Source organism: Streptomyces sp. NPDC019531, assembly GCF_044903305.1.
GTDB lineage: Bacteria > Actinomycetota > Actinomycetes > Streptomycetales > Streptomycetaceae > Streptomyces.
Map to the genome: position 1 here is coordinate 1 of NZ_JBJDQL010000023.1, position 12,556 is coordinate 12,556.

Sequence of the window (12,556 nt, forward strand, 5' to 3'; positions counted from 1 at the left end):
ACCAACTCGGCCTTCGGCCGTCCCGTCCTCGCCACCCGGCCATCATGCCGAATCAACCCTGACTTACGCAGCGAATTCCAGACTCAGGACACTAGGAGGGCAGTGCGAACCCGAGGGACGCGGCCGCCCGCTCCGGCGTCGGCTGCGTCCACCGTTCGGCCATCGCCTCGTTCGAGGACAGCGAGCGCAGCTGCGCGCGGTCCAGATAGAGCGTGCCGTCGAGATGGTCCGTCTCGTGCTGGACGATCCGCGCCGGCCAGCCGGTGAACACCTCGTCCACCGGGCGGCCGTTCTCGTCCTCGCAGGTCAGCCGGACCTGGGCGGCCCGCGCCACCACGGCCTGCCAGCCCGGCACGCTCAGACAGCCCTCGAAGAACGCGACCCGTTCGGTGCCGACGGGCTCGTACGACGGATTGACAAGGACCCGGAAGGGCTGCGGAACCCGCGCACGCGCCAGTCGCACCTCCTCCGGCACCGGCGCGGGGTCCTCGATCACCGCGATCCGCAGGGGAACCCCGACCTGAGGGGCGGCGAGCCCCACGCCGGGCGCCGCGTGCATCGTGATGCGGAGTGCGTCGACGAAACGGGACAGGAGGGCGGCGTCCAGGTGGCCGTCGTAATGCTCGATGCCTTGCCGCAGCACCGGATCGCCGGCCGCGACGATCGGTAGCGGGCCGTCCGCGGCCAGGAGTTCCTCGACCAGTTCGGCAAGGGGCTTGCGGTGACTCGGAGTTGCCATCGCGCCAGGATGCCACGAGAACCTCCTGTGTGACGCAGGTCACGAGGGGCCCCGGGAACTCTACGCCACCTCTCTCCGACTACTGGACCGCTACCGTCCCCAGCCCTCGGAGAAGCCGCCGATGTCCATCGCCCCCTCGACCACCAAGGACGAGGCCCCCGGCCCGGCCGCCCCGGCGCCGACCCGCGGCAGTTGGGCCCCGCTGCGCCCGCTCGTGCTGCGTCTGCACTTCTACGCAGGCGTGTTCGTGGCGCCCTTCCTGCTGATCGCCGCCGTCACCGGCTTCCTGTACGCCGGCGCGTTCCAGGCCGAGGAGATCGTCTACCGCGACGAGATGACTGTCGCCGCCGTCGGCGACAGCAAGCTGCCCATCTCCGAGCAGGTGGCCGCGGCGCGCAAGGCCCACCCCGAGGGCACCGTCTCGGCGGTACGGCCCGCTCCCGAGGACGACGCGACCACCAGGGTGCTGCTGTCCGGGGTGAAGGGAGTCGACTCGACCCACACCCTCGCCGTGTTCGTCGACCCGTACACCGGCAAGGTCCGCGGCGCTCTGGAGCAGTACGGCAACACCGGCGCGCTGCCGCTGCGCACCTGGATCGACGAGTTCCACCGCGACCTCCACCTCGGCGAGAACGGCCGTCTCTACAGCGAGTTCGCGGCGAGCTGGCTGTGGGTCATCGCGGGCGGCGGCATCGTGCTGTGGTTCTCCCGCCGGCGCGCCCTGCGCAAGTTCCGCGGCACCAGCGGGCGACGCCGCACCCTCGGACTGCACGGCAGTGTCGGCGTGTGGGCGGCGGCCGGGTTCATCTTCCTGTCGGCGACCGGACTGACCTGGTCCACGTACGCCGGCGCCAACATCGACGAACTGCGCACCTCGCTGGGCCAGTCCACCCCGTCGGTCTCCTCGGCCGCGGGCGGCGACCACTCGGGCCACGGTGCCTCCACCTCGGCCGGGGACGCCGAGCACGGTGTCGGCCTCGACAAGGTGCTGGCCGCCGCCCGCGCCGAAGGGCTCGGCGACCCCGTCGAGATCGTGCCGCCCGCCGACGAGTCGTCGGCCTATGTCGTACGGCAGGTGCAGCGTAGCTGGCCCGAGAAGCAGGACTCGGTCGCCGTCGACCCGACCACCGGCGAGGTCACCGACATGCTGCGGTTCGCCGACTATCCGCTGCTCGCCAAACTGACCCGCTGGGGCATCGATCTGCACACCGGCATCCTGTTCGGCCTGCTCAACCAGATCGCCCTGATGCTGCTCGCGCTCGCGCTGATCCTGTTGATCGTGTGGGGCTACCGCATGTGGTGGCAGCGCGGCCGGGGCTCCTCCTTCGGGCGGCCGATCCCCCGGGGTGCCTGGCAGCAGGTACCGCCGCAGATCCTGGTGCCGGGCGTGGTGGTCATCGCCGTCCTCGGCTACTTCGTGCCGTTGCTCGGCATACCGCTCGCCGGGTTCCTCGTAGCCGACGTGATCCTCGGCGAGATCGCCCACCGACGGGGGAGGAAGGCCCCGGCGGCCTGAGACGTACATGGGCCCGGTTCCTGTACGGAACCGGGCCCACGTGGTGGTGCGGGGGAGGGGGTTACGCGAAGTCGCCCGCCAGCGCCGAGGCCAGGCGCAGGTGCGGCTCGGCCTCGGTGTGCCGCCCCTGCCGCTGGAGCGTGCGCCCGAGCATCAGCCGGGCGTACTGCTCGACCGGGTCGCGCTCGATGATCACCCGCAACTCGGTCTCGGCGCGGCGGAGTTGGGCCGAGTGGTAGTAGGCACGTGCCAGCAGCAGCCGGGGGCCGGTCTGCTCCGGCACCTCCTCGACCAGCCCGCCCAGGACTCGCGCCGCCGTGGCGTATTCCTTCGCGTCGAAGAACAATTGCGCGCGCTCCCAGCGCTCCGCCGGTGTCCCGTGGTCGTAGTACGTGGTCTCCACTCGTGCCTCCTTCGCCTTCGAGGCCGACAACGGATCCGGGTGATTCAATATTCCACTACTTGGTCAGGGTGGCGAGCTCACCGTTGGCCCGCTCGGTGATGAGGCTCAGTACCCGTCCGGCGACCGCGAGCTCCTCCGTGGGGATGCCGTCGTAGACCCGGGCGGTGATCGGGGCGGTCTGCGCGGACGTCGTCCCGTACAGCTCCCGGCCGGCGTCCGTGATCCGCACCCGGGAGGGCTCCAGAGGGGCCAGCAACTGCGCGGCGAGCAACTCGTCGACCACGGAGTGCGCTTCCGTCGTGTCGATCTTGAGTGAGCCGACGACGCTCTCGACGAGGTGGCTCCTGTCGACCGGTCCTTCGGCGACGGCGACGAGTCGGAGGGTGACGGACTGCTGGAAGGTGACCCCGTGGCGGGCCAGGACGTTCTCGAGGAGTGCCCGGCCGGCGTAGTGGGCCAGTGCTATGTCCCGGGGGCCGAGCGGGGGAGTGGTGGTGGTCATGGCTGCTCCTTGAGGTGCTCGTTCGTCGGGTCGAGAGGTGCGTCGAGCAGGGTCGACAGTTCGCGCTTGAACTCCCGCGTGCGCGCACTGTCCAGGCCGCCGAGCGGCGCCAGCAGTTGCTCCAGCAGCCCCTGGACGACCTCGATGGCCTGGAGCGTCCGCTCACGGCCCTCCTCGGTCAGCGCCAGTTGCACCGCGCGCGGGTCGCGTGGGTCGCGGGCCCGCTCCAGGAGCCCGGCGCTCTCCAGGGAGCGCGCCAGCTTGGAGACGTAGAGCGGTTCGAGGCCTGTCCGGTCGGCGAGGCGTCGCTGGCTGGGGCGTTCGCCGCCGCGCTGCATGCCGTACAGCGACGCCACCAGCGAGTACTGGGCGTGGGTCAGACCGAGCGGCGCCACCGCGCGGTCGACGGCGACCCGCCACTTCATCGACAGTCGCCAGACCAGGAAACCGGGCGTCGCGCCCTCGGATGCCGTACTCATGCTCGACACAGTACATAGCTACTATGTCCATGGCTATTATTTTTCGGACCGCCGGCGGACCCTTCGAGGACCGCCCGTGAAACGCCCCGCCGCGGAGCCCCGGGGACGGCCTGACGGGAAACGCTTCACAGGTCTAGGTTGGGCGCCATGAGCAATCTTGATCGCGAGGCGGTTCCCGCCCTGTGCGGCGGCCGTGGCTTCGTGGTGGCGGAACCCGTGCGTGAACTCCTCAGCCCTCGCCACGTCAAGCTCGGAGAGTCGAGCGAGGTGCGCCGGCTGCTGCCCAACCTGGGCCGCCGTATGGTCGGCGCCTGGTGCTTCATCGATCACTACGGCCCCGACGACATCGCCGACGAGCCGGGCATGCAGGTTCCGCCGCACCCCCATATGGGCCTGCAGACCGTGAGCTGGCTGCACCAGGGCGAGGTGCTGCACCGTGACTCCACCGGCAGCCTCCGGACGATCCGCCCCCGTGAACTGGGCCTGATGACCTCCGGCCGGGCGATCAGCCACTCCGAGGAGAGCCCGAAGCCCCACGCCCGCTTCCTGCACGGCGCCCAGCTCTGGGTCGCCCTCCCGGACAGCCACCGCCACACCGACCCGCGCTTCGAACACCACGCCGAGCTGCCGCAGGTCACGGCCCCGGGTGTGACGGCCACACTCATCCTGGGCGACCTCGACGGCGCACGGTCACCCGGAACGGCGTACACCCCCATCGTCGGCGCCGATCTCGCCCTCACCCACGGCGCGGACGTACGCCTCCCCCTGGAGCCCGACTTCGAGTACGCCGTGTTGTCCATGTCCGGCGAGGTCCATGTGGACGGAGTGCCGGTCCTGCCCGGTTCGATGCTCTACCTGGGCTGCGGCCGCACCGAACTCCCGCTGCGCGCCGAGTCGGACGCCGGGGTGATGCTCCTGGGCGGTGAGCCGTTCGAGGAGGAGCTGATCATGTTCTGGAACTGGATCGGGCGGTCCCAGGAGGAGATCGTGCAGGCGCGTCAGGACTGGATGACAGGGTCGCGGTTCGGCGAGGTAAAGGGGTACGACGGGGCGCCGCTGCCTGCTCCAGAACTGCCGCCGGTGGCGTTGAAGCCGCGGGGGAGGGTGCGCTGACCTGCTGAGATGAGGCAATTGCCTGCCGAGGACGGGGGCGTGTGGACTTTCCGTCTCCGGGGTCTCGGTGATCGAGGAGGTGTGAGGGGCGGGGCCTGAGGAGGCTCGGCGCGGGCGAGGTGCCCATTGCAGAGTGCGGCTGTGCCGAGGTGGCGCGCGCCCGGGCGAGCACGGAGGGGGCCGCGGCGACGGAAGGGCTGTACGGCGCTGATGTGCCGCGACCTGCTCTCTCAGAGACGGATGACGACGAGAGCGGTGTCGTCGGCGTTGCCGGTGGGCGGGAGCAGCTCCGCCAGGAGCGCGTCGCACAGGATCTCGGGGCCGGCGTGGCGGTGGCGGGTGAGCGCGTCGGCGAGACGGGCCAGGCCGGTGTCGATGTCCTCGGTGCGGCGCTCGATCAGACCGTCGGTGTAGAGGACCAGCGTCGCGCCCTCCTCGAAGGGCGTGGTGGCCTCCGGGCGGGTGGCGTGTTCGGGGCTGGCGCCGAGCGGCGGGTCTGTGGCCGCGTCCAGGAAGGCCACCGTGCCGTCGGGGTGCAGCAGGGCGGGCGGGAGATGGCCCGCGCTGCTGTAGGTGAGGGTGTGCTCGTCCCAGTCGATGAAGGCGGTCGCCGCCGTGGTCGACTCGGCGCCGTCGACCGAGCGGGCGTACAGCCCGAGGGCCTCCAGAGCCCGGGCAGGGCCGTCGGCGACCCGCGTGGCGGCGCTCAGGGCGCTGCGCAGCTGGCCCATGACGCAGGCGGCCGCCAGACCGTGGCCCACCACGTCACCGACGGCGACGGCGAGGCGGTCGCCCGGCAGGTCGACGAGGTCGTACCAGTCACCGCACACGTTCAGGGCGCCCACTGCGGGCCGGTAGCGGACGGCCGCCTGGTGCTGGTCCAGGGGTCTGGGGGCGGGCAACAGGGCCTCCTGCAGTGCGAGGGCGACCTCGCGTTCGCGGGCGTGGGCGCTGCGCAGGCGTTCGTTCACCTCCTGGAGCTCTCTGGCCCGGGTGTACAGCTCGGCCTCCAGCACACGCGCCCGGCTGTCGCCGCCCGGTCCGCCGCGGGCGCGGATGAGTTCGGTGACCTCCTCCACCCGGTGCACGAGCAGCGTCACCTTGCCGTCGGTGCCGAGGACGGGGGCGTTGACCGGGCTCCAGAAGTGTTCCTGCCAGTGGCCGGGACGTTGGTGGTCCTCGATGTCGTAGCGGAGTACCGCCATGGTGTCCCGCTCGCCGGTGGCCACCGCGCGCAGCATCGACTCGCGGGTCTCCCGCATGCCGGCCGCGGCCGGGTCATTGGGGTTCTCGGGGAACACGTCGAAGATGTAGCGGCCCAGCAGCTGCTCACGGGTGCGACCGGAGAGGCGTACGAAGTCGTCGTTGACGTCGACGTACACCAGCTCGGGCGTCAGCAGCGCCACCATGCCGGGCAGGGCCCGGAAGACCGCCGCGTGGTCGATCTGCGGTTTCCTCATGTGCAGCCTGCCTCGACACGAGCCATCATGATGTGATTTTCCACGATAGATGGGAACAGGTCGGCGTCTCGACAGCTACCGTCGTCACGCGGTTGCGAAAGACCTGGTTCGGATCTGTCGTGGGCGCGGCCTCCGGCCGATCGCCCGAGTCCCGGAAGGACCACTCGCATGCGTTACGCAGTCCTCGGCACCGGCATCGTCGGCCGGACGATAGCCGGCAAGCTCTCCTCCCTCGGCCACGACGTCGTCATCGGCACCCGCGATCCAGGGGCCACCCTGGCACGTACCGAGCCCGACGGCATGGGAAATGCGCCGTTCGCCCAGTGGCACGCGGAGCACGGCCAGGTGCGTCTGGAGACCTTCGAGGAGGCGGCGGCCTTCGGGGAGACGGTCGTCAACACCACCGCGGGCCTGCAGAGCCTCGACGCGCTCCAGGCGGCCGGGGCGGCCAACCTGAGCGGCAAGGTCCTCATCGACGTCGCCAACCCGCTGGACTTCTCCGCCGGGATGCCGCCGACGCTGGACCCGGTCAACACCGACAGCCTCGGTGAGCGCGTCCAGCGGGCCTTTCCCGACGCGAAGGTCGTCAAGTCCCTCAACACCATGAACTGCTTCGTCATGGTGGAGCCGTCCCGGCTGGCGGGGGAGCACACCGTGTTCGTCAGCGGCGACGACACCGGCGCCAAGAAGGCCGTCACCGCGCTGCTGGGCTCCTTCGGCTGGCCCGAGGCGAGCGTCGTCGACCTGGGCGACATCACCACCGCCCGCGGCGCCGAGATGCTCCTGCCGATCTGGCTGAGCCTGTACGGCACACTCGGCCACGGCGACTTCAACTTCCACGTCCAGGGAGCCCGCCCCGGCGTCTGATCGCGGAGGGACGGTTCTGCTCCGTACGCCCTCAAAGGAGTGTGCGCCGGCCCTCGGCGAGGTCGCGCATCCTCGCCCGACAGGCGGCGGCGTCGATCCGGCCGTGCAGGCGCTGCGCCACGAGCCGGCTCTCGGCCGACTCGAGGTTCCTGCGGCTGGGCGCCCCTGGTGTGCGCAGCCGCGTCCGACCATGCCTGCGTATGCGCCCGGGGCGGCACCATCTGCCGGCCAGGGCCGCCGCAGCCCTCCTGACGTGTGGGCGAGGTGCGGGAATTGTCTCTTCCCGCACCTCTCTCAGGAACGGCCGACCAGCGTCCCGGCACCGGCCTCCGGGCAAACAGCGGGCCCTTGCCGGGGAACGCGACCGCATCCTCGCGACCGCGTCGGGCGAGCACGGTCCGGTACAGGTTCGTCCGTGTCTTTGGACGGTTCCGGGGAGGCTGCCCTGAACCGGCCGGACGACATGCCCCACCGGGTCTTCCAGCCGTACGGGAGACGGCTGCTGCAGCGGTTTCGCGGCACCGCGCCGAGCGGCACCCGGCGTGGTGGCGGGCGCGGGTCAGGCCGTGAGCCGGCGGTCGTGCCGGCCGGGGGCGGGTCAGAGCCGTTCATGCTCCCGGGCGGGGTGGAAGGCCCGGTACGTGTCGAAGGCGCCGTTGGCGTTCAGGGTGCGGAGTCCGTGACGGCCTCGGCGCCGGCCGTGCGTGCGCGTAATCTCCCGGCAGCTCAGCCGCCCGCTCCCCCGCCGACCGAGGCGCCGGTGACGGCCTGCATCTCCTGCACGATCATCTCCTGCAGCGGCACGCCGTCGTGGTTGCCGAGGATGACACCGGCCCAGCCGGTGTCCGGGTAGATGTCCCAGTTGGCGCTGACACCGGGGTTGCCACCGGCGCGCTGGTAGGTCCACTGGCCGTGGACGATGGCGACCGGAATCCCGTACGCCCCGAACGAGGCCGGTCCATGGGGGATCTTGGCGGCGGTGAGCACGTCGGCCCAGGGCCGGTCCAGCAGGGTGCCGTCGACCAACGCATGCGCGAACCGGACCAGATCCGGCGCGGTGGCGAAGCCGCCGTCCCCGGGGGCGTCGATGAAGGCGCGGCCCGGGTTCTTGCCGAGTACGTTCGGGTCCGGGCTGCTCTTGTCCAGGTTGCGGACGGCGTCCACCACGCTGCCGTCGGCCAGCTTCATGTACGGGTGAGCGATGTGCGCGTCGGTGAGCCATTGCGGCCTGGTGTGGAACGCCGAGCCGGTCATGCCGCAGCGCCCGAAGATGTTCTCCTGCACGTGGTCCCAGTACGTCCTGCCGGTCACGGCTTCCACGAGCAGCGCGGAAATGGTGATCTCCGCCTCCTCGTGGGAGGTGCCGGGAACGCCCGGGACACCCACCAGTCTCGCCTGCCGGGCCCGCTGCTCGTAGTACTCGTGCACCTCGTCCTGGCTCTGGAAGACGCGTCGCACGTCTTCCTCCGGGCTGTCCAGCCCGGAGGTGCCGGACAGCAGGTGGTGGATGGTCACCTGCTCGGCGATGTCCTTGGCGAAGCCCTTCAGATGGGTGCCCACCGTGTCGGACAGCTTCACCTCGCCCTGCTGCACCAGTTGCATGACGGCCACCGCGCCGAACGGCTTTCCCGCCGAACTGAGGCTGAACGCGACGCCCTCGTCATTGGCGATCCCCTTCTCCTCGTCGGCCATGCCGTAGCTGCGGGACAGCACTGTCCGGCCCCGGTGCGACAACAGCACCACGCCGGAGAACCTGCCCTCGGCGGCCAGCTTCGCCACATACCGGTCGTAGGATCCGCCAGGCCGGGTGTCCGGCGGGATCGTGTCGGTCGGGACCTGGTCGGCGTGGCCGGGCCGGGCGACCGCCGGCGACGCGCCTGCCACCACGCCGGCGGCCGTCAACCCGCTCCACCCGAGCAGCCGCCGCCGGCCGACAGCGCGTACGGAATCCGAGTTCATGATCACAGTCCCTTTCCCGATGGACGAACTGACCGTTGATGCACGGCGGTCCATGTCTCCACTGAAGACGGGGGACTGTTGCGGTGGCGTATGCGAATTTCGATACGTCCGCGATATGGGTGAGGCATGTGCGGACCTGGCCGAGGATGTTGTGCGGTACCGAAAGGGAATACGCCTGGTACAGGCCGTCGATGACGATGGGGCGGCTGCGGCACTTCTCCATCGCGCTCATCAGTGTGCGCAGTTCGGCCGCGCCGGGCAGGCCGAGGCGGGCCGCCCGGCCGGGCGGGGTCCGTCCGACCAGGTTCTGCAGCCGGCAGATGCCGTACGGGATGGTCACTTCTTCGTCGGGCGTGCACGGCGGCACCAGCCGCAACCCGACCGGCGACCCCGTCCCGGAGGGGCCATCATCTCCCGGGTGATCTCCAGCCGAGCCAGTGCCTCTTCCCGCTCAGCAAGACGCGCGGTCAACTCCCTTAACAGGTCCCGCAGTTCCGGGATCTCCTCCCGCTCGGCGTCCTCCCGCCGATCGAGCTCCAACCCCAACACCATCGCCGCCTCCAGGACCGTGTCCCGGCACGCGACGCTCCGCCGTCCGGCCAAGAACGGCAACGGTGCACGGCATCACCCGAACGCTGCTGACCTGCACGCACGCGCGCACGGCAGGCTGTGCTCTGGAGCTGGATCGGCCGAACCCAGGCAGAGATCGAACAGGCGCGTCAGGACTGGATGGCCGGTTCCCGCATCGGCGAGGTCAAGGGGTACGACGGTGTCCCCGCTGCCCCGCTGCCCGCGCCGGAGCTGCCGCCCGTGCCGCTGAAGCCCAGGGGGAGGGTGCGTTGACTCGCGGAACGCCTGAGCGTTGAGAGCTGCGGACCGGGAGGCCTGCCGGGGTGGTCCTCGGCGAGGGCGAGGGCGAGGGCGACGACCAGGACGAAGGCGCGGGTTCGGAGAGCGGCAGGGACTTCGCCGGCTCCATATGCCTGACGTGGACGCTTCGACCCCGGGGCGGGCGCCGAGTGCCACTGGCCGAATCCGACCGATCGGCCATCGGTCCACCACACCGGAGCGTGCGGTGCCGCATCCCATGGGCCGTGGATAGGCTGATCGCCGCGCAGATCATGGCCTTCGGCGCCCTCCGGCAGAGTCGCCAACCCCGTCCGGCGGTTCGGCCCGGCTCTGCCTAGCGGTGTGCTTGCCCGCACCGCCCCTCGGATACCTGGCCGCGATCCTCGCCGTCGCCCGCTTCCCCCGCACGATGAAAGGCAGAACCCCCGCATGACCCTCCACTGCGCCGTACTGGACGACTACCAGGGCGCCGCCCTCACCTCGGCGGACTGGAGCTCCCTCGCCGACCGGGTGGAGGTGCGCGCAGTCCGCGAGCACATCGCCGACCGGGACAGGCTCGTCGCCGAACTCGCCGACTGCGAGATCGTCGTGGCCATGCGGGAGCGCACGCCCTTCGACGCCGACCTCCTGTGCCGCCTGCCCCGGCTGCGCCTGCTCGTGACCACCGGCATGCGCAACGCCTCCATCGACCTCGCCGCGGCCGCCGCCCAGGGCGTGACCGTCTGCGGGACGGGCAGCAGTGCCACCCCGCCCGGTGAACTGACCTGGGCCCTCCTCCTCGGCCTGGCCCGGCACATCACCACGGAGAACCGCGCCCTGCGCGAGGGCGGCCCCTGGCAGTCCACCGTCGGTCAGGACCTTGCCGGCCGGACCCTGGGCCTGCTCGGCCTCGGCAGGATCGGCACCCGGGTCGCCCGCGTCGCCACCGCCTTCGGCATGAACGTCCTCGCCTGGAGCGAGAACCTCACCGCCGAGCGAGCCTCCGAGGCAGGTGCCCAACTCGCTGCAAACAAGGAGGACTTGCTCCGTCGTAGCGACTTCGTGTCCATCCACCTCGTGCTGTCCGACCGCACCCGCGGCCTGCTCGGCGAGCCGGAATTGCGCGCCATGCGCCCGCACGCCTACCTCGTCAACACGTCCCGTGCCGCCATCGTCGACCGGACGGCACTCCTGCGCGCCCTGCGCGAGGGCTGGATCGCCGGGGCGGGACTCGACGTCTTCGACACCGAGCCGCTTCCCGCCGACGACCCCCTGCGCTCCCTGCCCAACGTCCTGGCCACCCCGCACCTCGGCTACGTCACCGAGGGCAACTACGGCACCTTCTACACGGAGGCGGTGGAGGACATCGCCGCCTTCCTCGACGGGGCCCCGGTCCGGATTCTCACGGGCGGCTGAGCGACAGCGGGCACACGGGCGGCTGAGCGACAGCGGGCATACGGTGTGCGCCGCAGCGGGTGGGGTCAGGAGGGCTGCCGCCGCTCATCAGCAGGGCCCTGGCAGGGTGCGCCGGTGCCACCCGAGAACTCCCCGTGTGACCGGGTGGTCTCAGCGCCCCGGCGCCGCCCCGCTGCTCGCACGGATCACGAGGTCGACCGGGACCAGCGACTCGGGCCGGGGTGGCTCGGCCGAGTCGTCGATCCGGCTCAGCAGGAGCCGCAGCGACCGGGTGCCGATCTCCGTGAAGTCGGTGCGTACGGTCGTCAGCGGCGGCAGCAGATGCGCGGCCTCGGGGATGTCGTCGTAGCCCACCACACTGACCTCGCCCGGCACCGAACGGCCCGCCTCATGGAAGGCGTGCAGGACACCGAGGGCCATCTGGTCGTTGGAGACGAACACCGCGGTGACATCCGTGCGGCGGGCCAGCCGGCGGCCCAGGTGGTAGCCGGAGTCGGAGCTCCAGTCCCCGAACAGCGGCTCGGGGATGCGCGCACCGGCCGCCTCCAGCGTGGAGCGCCAGCTCGCCAGACGATGGTCGGCGGAGGTCCAGCCGCTCGGGCCCGCGATGTGCCAGACGGTCGAGTGGCCGAGCCCCAGCAGATGCTCGGTGGCCTTGCGGGCGCCCTCCCGCGAGTCGCCGGTGGCCCGCTCGGTCTCGGGGTCGAAGCCGTTCTCCAGCACCACCAGCGGGGTGTCGAACCGGGTGTCCGCCAGGGCGCGGCCCACCCACAGCTGCGGGGCGATGGCGATCACCCCGTCCGCGCCCTCGGCCGAGAGCCGGTCGACGGCCTCGACGACGGTGTCGTGTTCGGCGGTGTCCAGGGCGATGGAGCTGAGCAGGTAACCGGCTTCCTGGGCCGCCGTGTTGATCGAGGTGAGGATCGAGGCGGGTCCGTAGCGGGCCGCGTCGAAGGTGATGACCCCGAGCATCCGGGTCCGGCCGCTGGCCAGCGAGCGGGCGCTGCGGCTGGGACGGTAGCCGAGGGTCCGCATGGCCGTCAGGACCACTTCGCGGGTCTGGGGCCGCACCGAGGGATGCTCGTTGAGCACCCGGGACACGGTCTGTTTGGACACACCGGCCAGCCGGGCCACGTCGTCCATCACCGGGCGCGAGCCGGCGAAGTTGCGTCGGCTGCGCCCCTTCGGCACGGCTCCTTCGGCGGCGCTTGGGCTCATGGCGGCGGTTTCCTCGACGTCGTGGTGGCGGTGGTACGGCGGTCCCGGCCCGCCCG

12 protein-coding genes and 1 pseudogene are annotated in these 12,556 nt (G+C 71.3%); 5 read left to right on the plus strand and 8 right to left on the minus strand.

The window, feature by feature from the left end:
- Nucleotides 1-91: 91 nt before the first annotated feature.
- Nucleotides 92-739: a peptide deformylase gene (locus ACI2L1_RS24870; protein ID WP_404741557.1), complete on the minus strand. Its 648-nt coding sequence runs from the start codon at nucleotides 737-739 to the stop codon at nucleotides 92-94.
- A 121-nt stretch (nucleotides 740-860) separates the two neighbouring features.
- On the opposite strand from ACI2L1_RS24870, the gene ACI2L1_RS24875 reads away from it, so the two are divergent.
- Nucleotides 861-2,255: a PepSY-associated TM helix domain-containing protein gene (locus ACI2L1_RS24875; protein ID WP_404741558.1), complete on the plus strand. Its 1,395-nt coding sequence runs from the start codon at nucleotides 861-863 to the stop codon at nucleotides 2,253-2,255.
- Between the two features lie 61 nt (nucleotides 2,256-2,316).
- Here ACI2L1_RS24875 and ACI2L1_RS24880 read toward each other — a convergent pair whose 3' ends face one another.
- From ACI2L1_RS24880 to ACI2L1_RS24890, 3 genes are read right to left on the minus strand one after another with little or no spacing between them, the layout of a single operon-like run.
- Nucleotides 2,317-2,658, minus strand: a complete 342-nt coding sequence (locus ACI2L1_RS24880) for a tetratricopeptide repeat protein (protein ID WP_404741559.1) — start codon at nucleotides 2,656-2,658, stop codon at nucleotides 2,317-2,319.
- A 55-nt stretch (nucleotides 2,659-2,713) separates the two neighbouring features.
- Nucleotides 2,714-3,160, minus strand: a complete 447-nt coding sequence (locus tag ACI2L1_RS24885; RefSeq protein WP_404741560.1) for a MarR family transcriptional regulator — start codon at nucleotides 3,158-3,160, stop codon at nucleotides 2,714-2,716.
- Nucleotides 3,157-3,639, minus strand: a complete 483-nt coding sequence (locus ACI2L1_RS24890) for a MarR family winged helix-turn-helix transcriptional regulator (protein WP_404741561.1) — start codon at nucleotides 3,637-3,639, stop codon at nucleotides 3,157-3,159. Before ACI2L1_RS24890 ends, ACI2L1_RS24885 begins: the two co-directional genes overlap by 4 nt.
- Before the next feature lie 147 nt (nucleotides 3,640-3,786).
- Between ACI2L1_RS24890 and ACI2L1_RS24895 the strand changes: the two genes are divergently transcribed.
- Complete coding sequence (locus ACI2L1_RS24895) at nucleotides 3,787-4,752, plus strand: pirin family protein (protein WP_404741562.1); 966 nt, start codon at nucleotides 3,787-3,789, stop codon at nucleotides 4,750-4,752.
- Between the two features lie 230 nt (nucleotides 4,753-4,982).
- On the opposite strand, the gene ACI2L1_RS24900 is transcribed toward ACI2L1_RS24895, so the two are convergent.
- Nucleotides 4,983-6,212: a PP2C family protein-serine/threonine phosphatase gene (locus ACI2L1_RS24900; protein ID WP_404741563.1), complete on the minus strand. Its 1,230-nt coding sequence runs from the start codon at nucleotides 6,210-6,212 to the stop codon at nucleotides 4,983-4,985.
- A gap of 168 nt (nucleotides 6,213-6,380) precedes the next feature.
- On the opposite strand from ACI2L1_RS24900, the gene ACI2L1_RS24905 reads away from it, so the two are divergent.
- Nucleotides 6,381-7,079 carry an NADPH-dependent F420 reductase gene (locus tag ACI2L1_RS24905; protein WP_404741564.1) on the plus strand — a complete coding sequence of 233 codons (699 nt, stop codon included), beginning with the start codon at nucleotides 6,381-6,383 and terminating at the stop codon, nucleotides 7,077-7,079.
- 726 nt (nucleotides 7,080-7,805) lie between these two features.
- Here the strand turns inward: ACI2L1_RS24905 and ACI2L1_RS24910 are convergent.
- Together ACI2L1_RS24910 and ACI2L1_RS24915 are read right to left on the minus strand one after the other, a co-directional pair.
- Entirely contained in the window at nucleotides 7,806-9,038 is a 1,233-nt protein-coding gene (locus ACI2L1_RS24910; RefSeq protein ID WP_404741565.1) for a serine hydrolase domain-containing protein, read from the minus strand.
- 336 nt (nucleotides 9,039-9,374) lie between these two features.
- Complete coding sequence (locus ACI2L1_RS24915) at nucleotides 9,375-9,650, minus strand: hypothetical protein (RefSeq protein ID WP_404741566.1); 276 nt, start codon at nucleotides 9,648-9,650, stop codon at nucleotides 9,375-9,377.
- 57 nt (nucleotides 9,651-9,707) lie between these two features.
- Here ACI2L1_RS24915 and ACI2L1_RS24920 point away from each other — a divergent pair.
- Together ACI2L1_RS24920 and ACI2L1_RS24925 are read left to right on the plus strand one after the other, a co-directional pair.
- A pseudogene (locus ACI2L1_RS24920) lies at nucleotides 9,708-9,881 on the plus strand (pirin family protein); the annotation flags it as partial.
- Between the two features lie 435 nt (nucleotides 9,882-10,316).
- Nucleotides 10,317-11,282, plus strand: a complete 966-nt coding sequence (locus ACI2L1_RS24925; protein WP_404741567.1) for a D-2-hydroxyacid dehydrogenase family protein — start codon at nucleotides 10,317-10,319, stop codon at nucleotides 11,280-11,282.
- A gap of 150 nt (nucleotides 11,283-11,432) precedes the next feature.
- Here the strand turns inward: ACI2L1_RS24925 and ACI2L1_RS24930 are convergent, their stop codons facing one another.
- Nucleotides 11,433-12,500: a LacI family DNA-binding transcriptional regulator gene (locus ACI2L1_RS24930; protein WP_404741568.1), complete on the minus strand. Its 1,068-nt coding sequence runs from the start codon at nucleotides 12,498-12,500 to the stop codon at nucleotides 11,433-11,435.
- Between the last annotated feature and the right edge of the window lie 56 nt (nucleotides 12,501-12,556).

Coding starts and splice junctions, on each gene's coding strand:
- ACI2L1_RS24870 (WP_404741557.1), bottom strand. CDS start 739: ATGGCAACTCCGAGTCACCGCAAGCCCCTTGCCGAACTGGTCGAGGAA.
- ACI2L1_RS24875 (WP_404741558.1), top strand. CDS start 861: ATGTCCATCGCCCCCTCGACCACCAAGGACGAGGCCCCCGGCCCGGCC.
- ACI2L1_RS24885 (WP_404741560.1), bottom strand. CDS start 3,160: ATGACCACCACCACTCCCCCGCTCGGCCCCCGGGACATAGCACTGGCC.
- ACI2L1_RS24890 (WP_404741561.1), bottom strand. CDS start 3,639: ATGAGTACGGCATCCGAGGGCGCGACGCCCGGTTTCCTGGTCTGGCGA.
- ACI2L1_RS24895 (WP_404741562.1), top strand. CDS start 3,787: ATGAGCAATCTTGATCGCGAGGCGGTTCCCGCCCTGTGCGGCGGCCGT.
- ACI2L1_RS24900 (WP_404741563.1), bottom strand. CDS start 6,212: ATGAGGAAACCGCAGATCGACCACGCGGCGGTCTTCCGGGCCCTGCCC.
- ACI2L1_RS24905 (WP_404741564.1), top strand. CDS start 6,381: ATGCGTTACGCAGTCCTCGGCACCGGCATCGTCGGCCGGACGATAGCC.
- ACI2L1_RS24910 (WP_404741565.1), bottom strand. CDS start 9,038: ATGAACTCGGATTCCGTACGCGCTGTCGGCCGGCGGCGGCTGCTCGGG.
- ACI2L1_RS24925 (WP_404741567.1), top strand. CDS start 10,317: ATGACCCTCCACTGCGCCGTACTGGACGACTACCAGGGCGCCGCCCTC.
- ACI2L1_RS24930 (WP_404741568.1), bottom strand. CDS start 12,500: ATGAGCCCAAGCGCCGCCGAAGGAGCCGTGCCGAAGGGGCGCAGCCGA.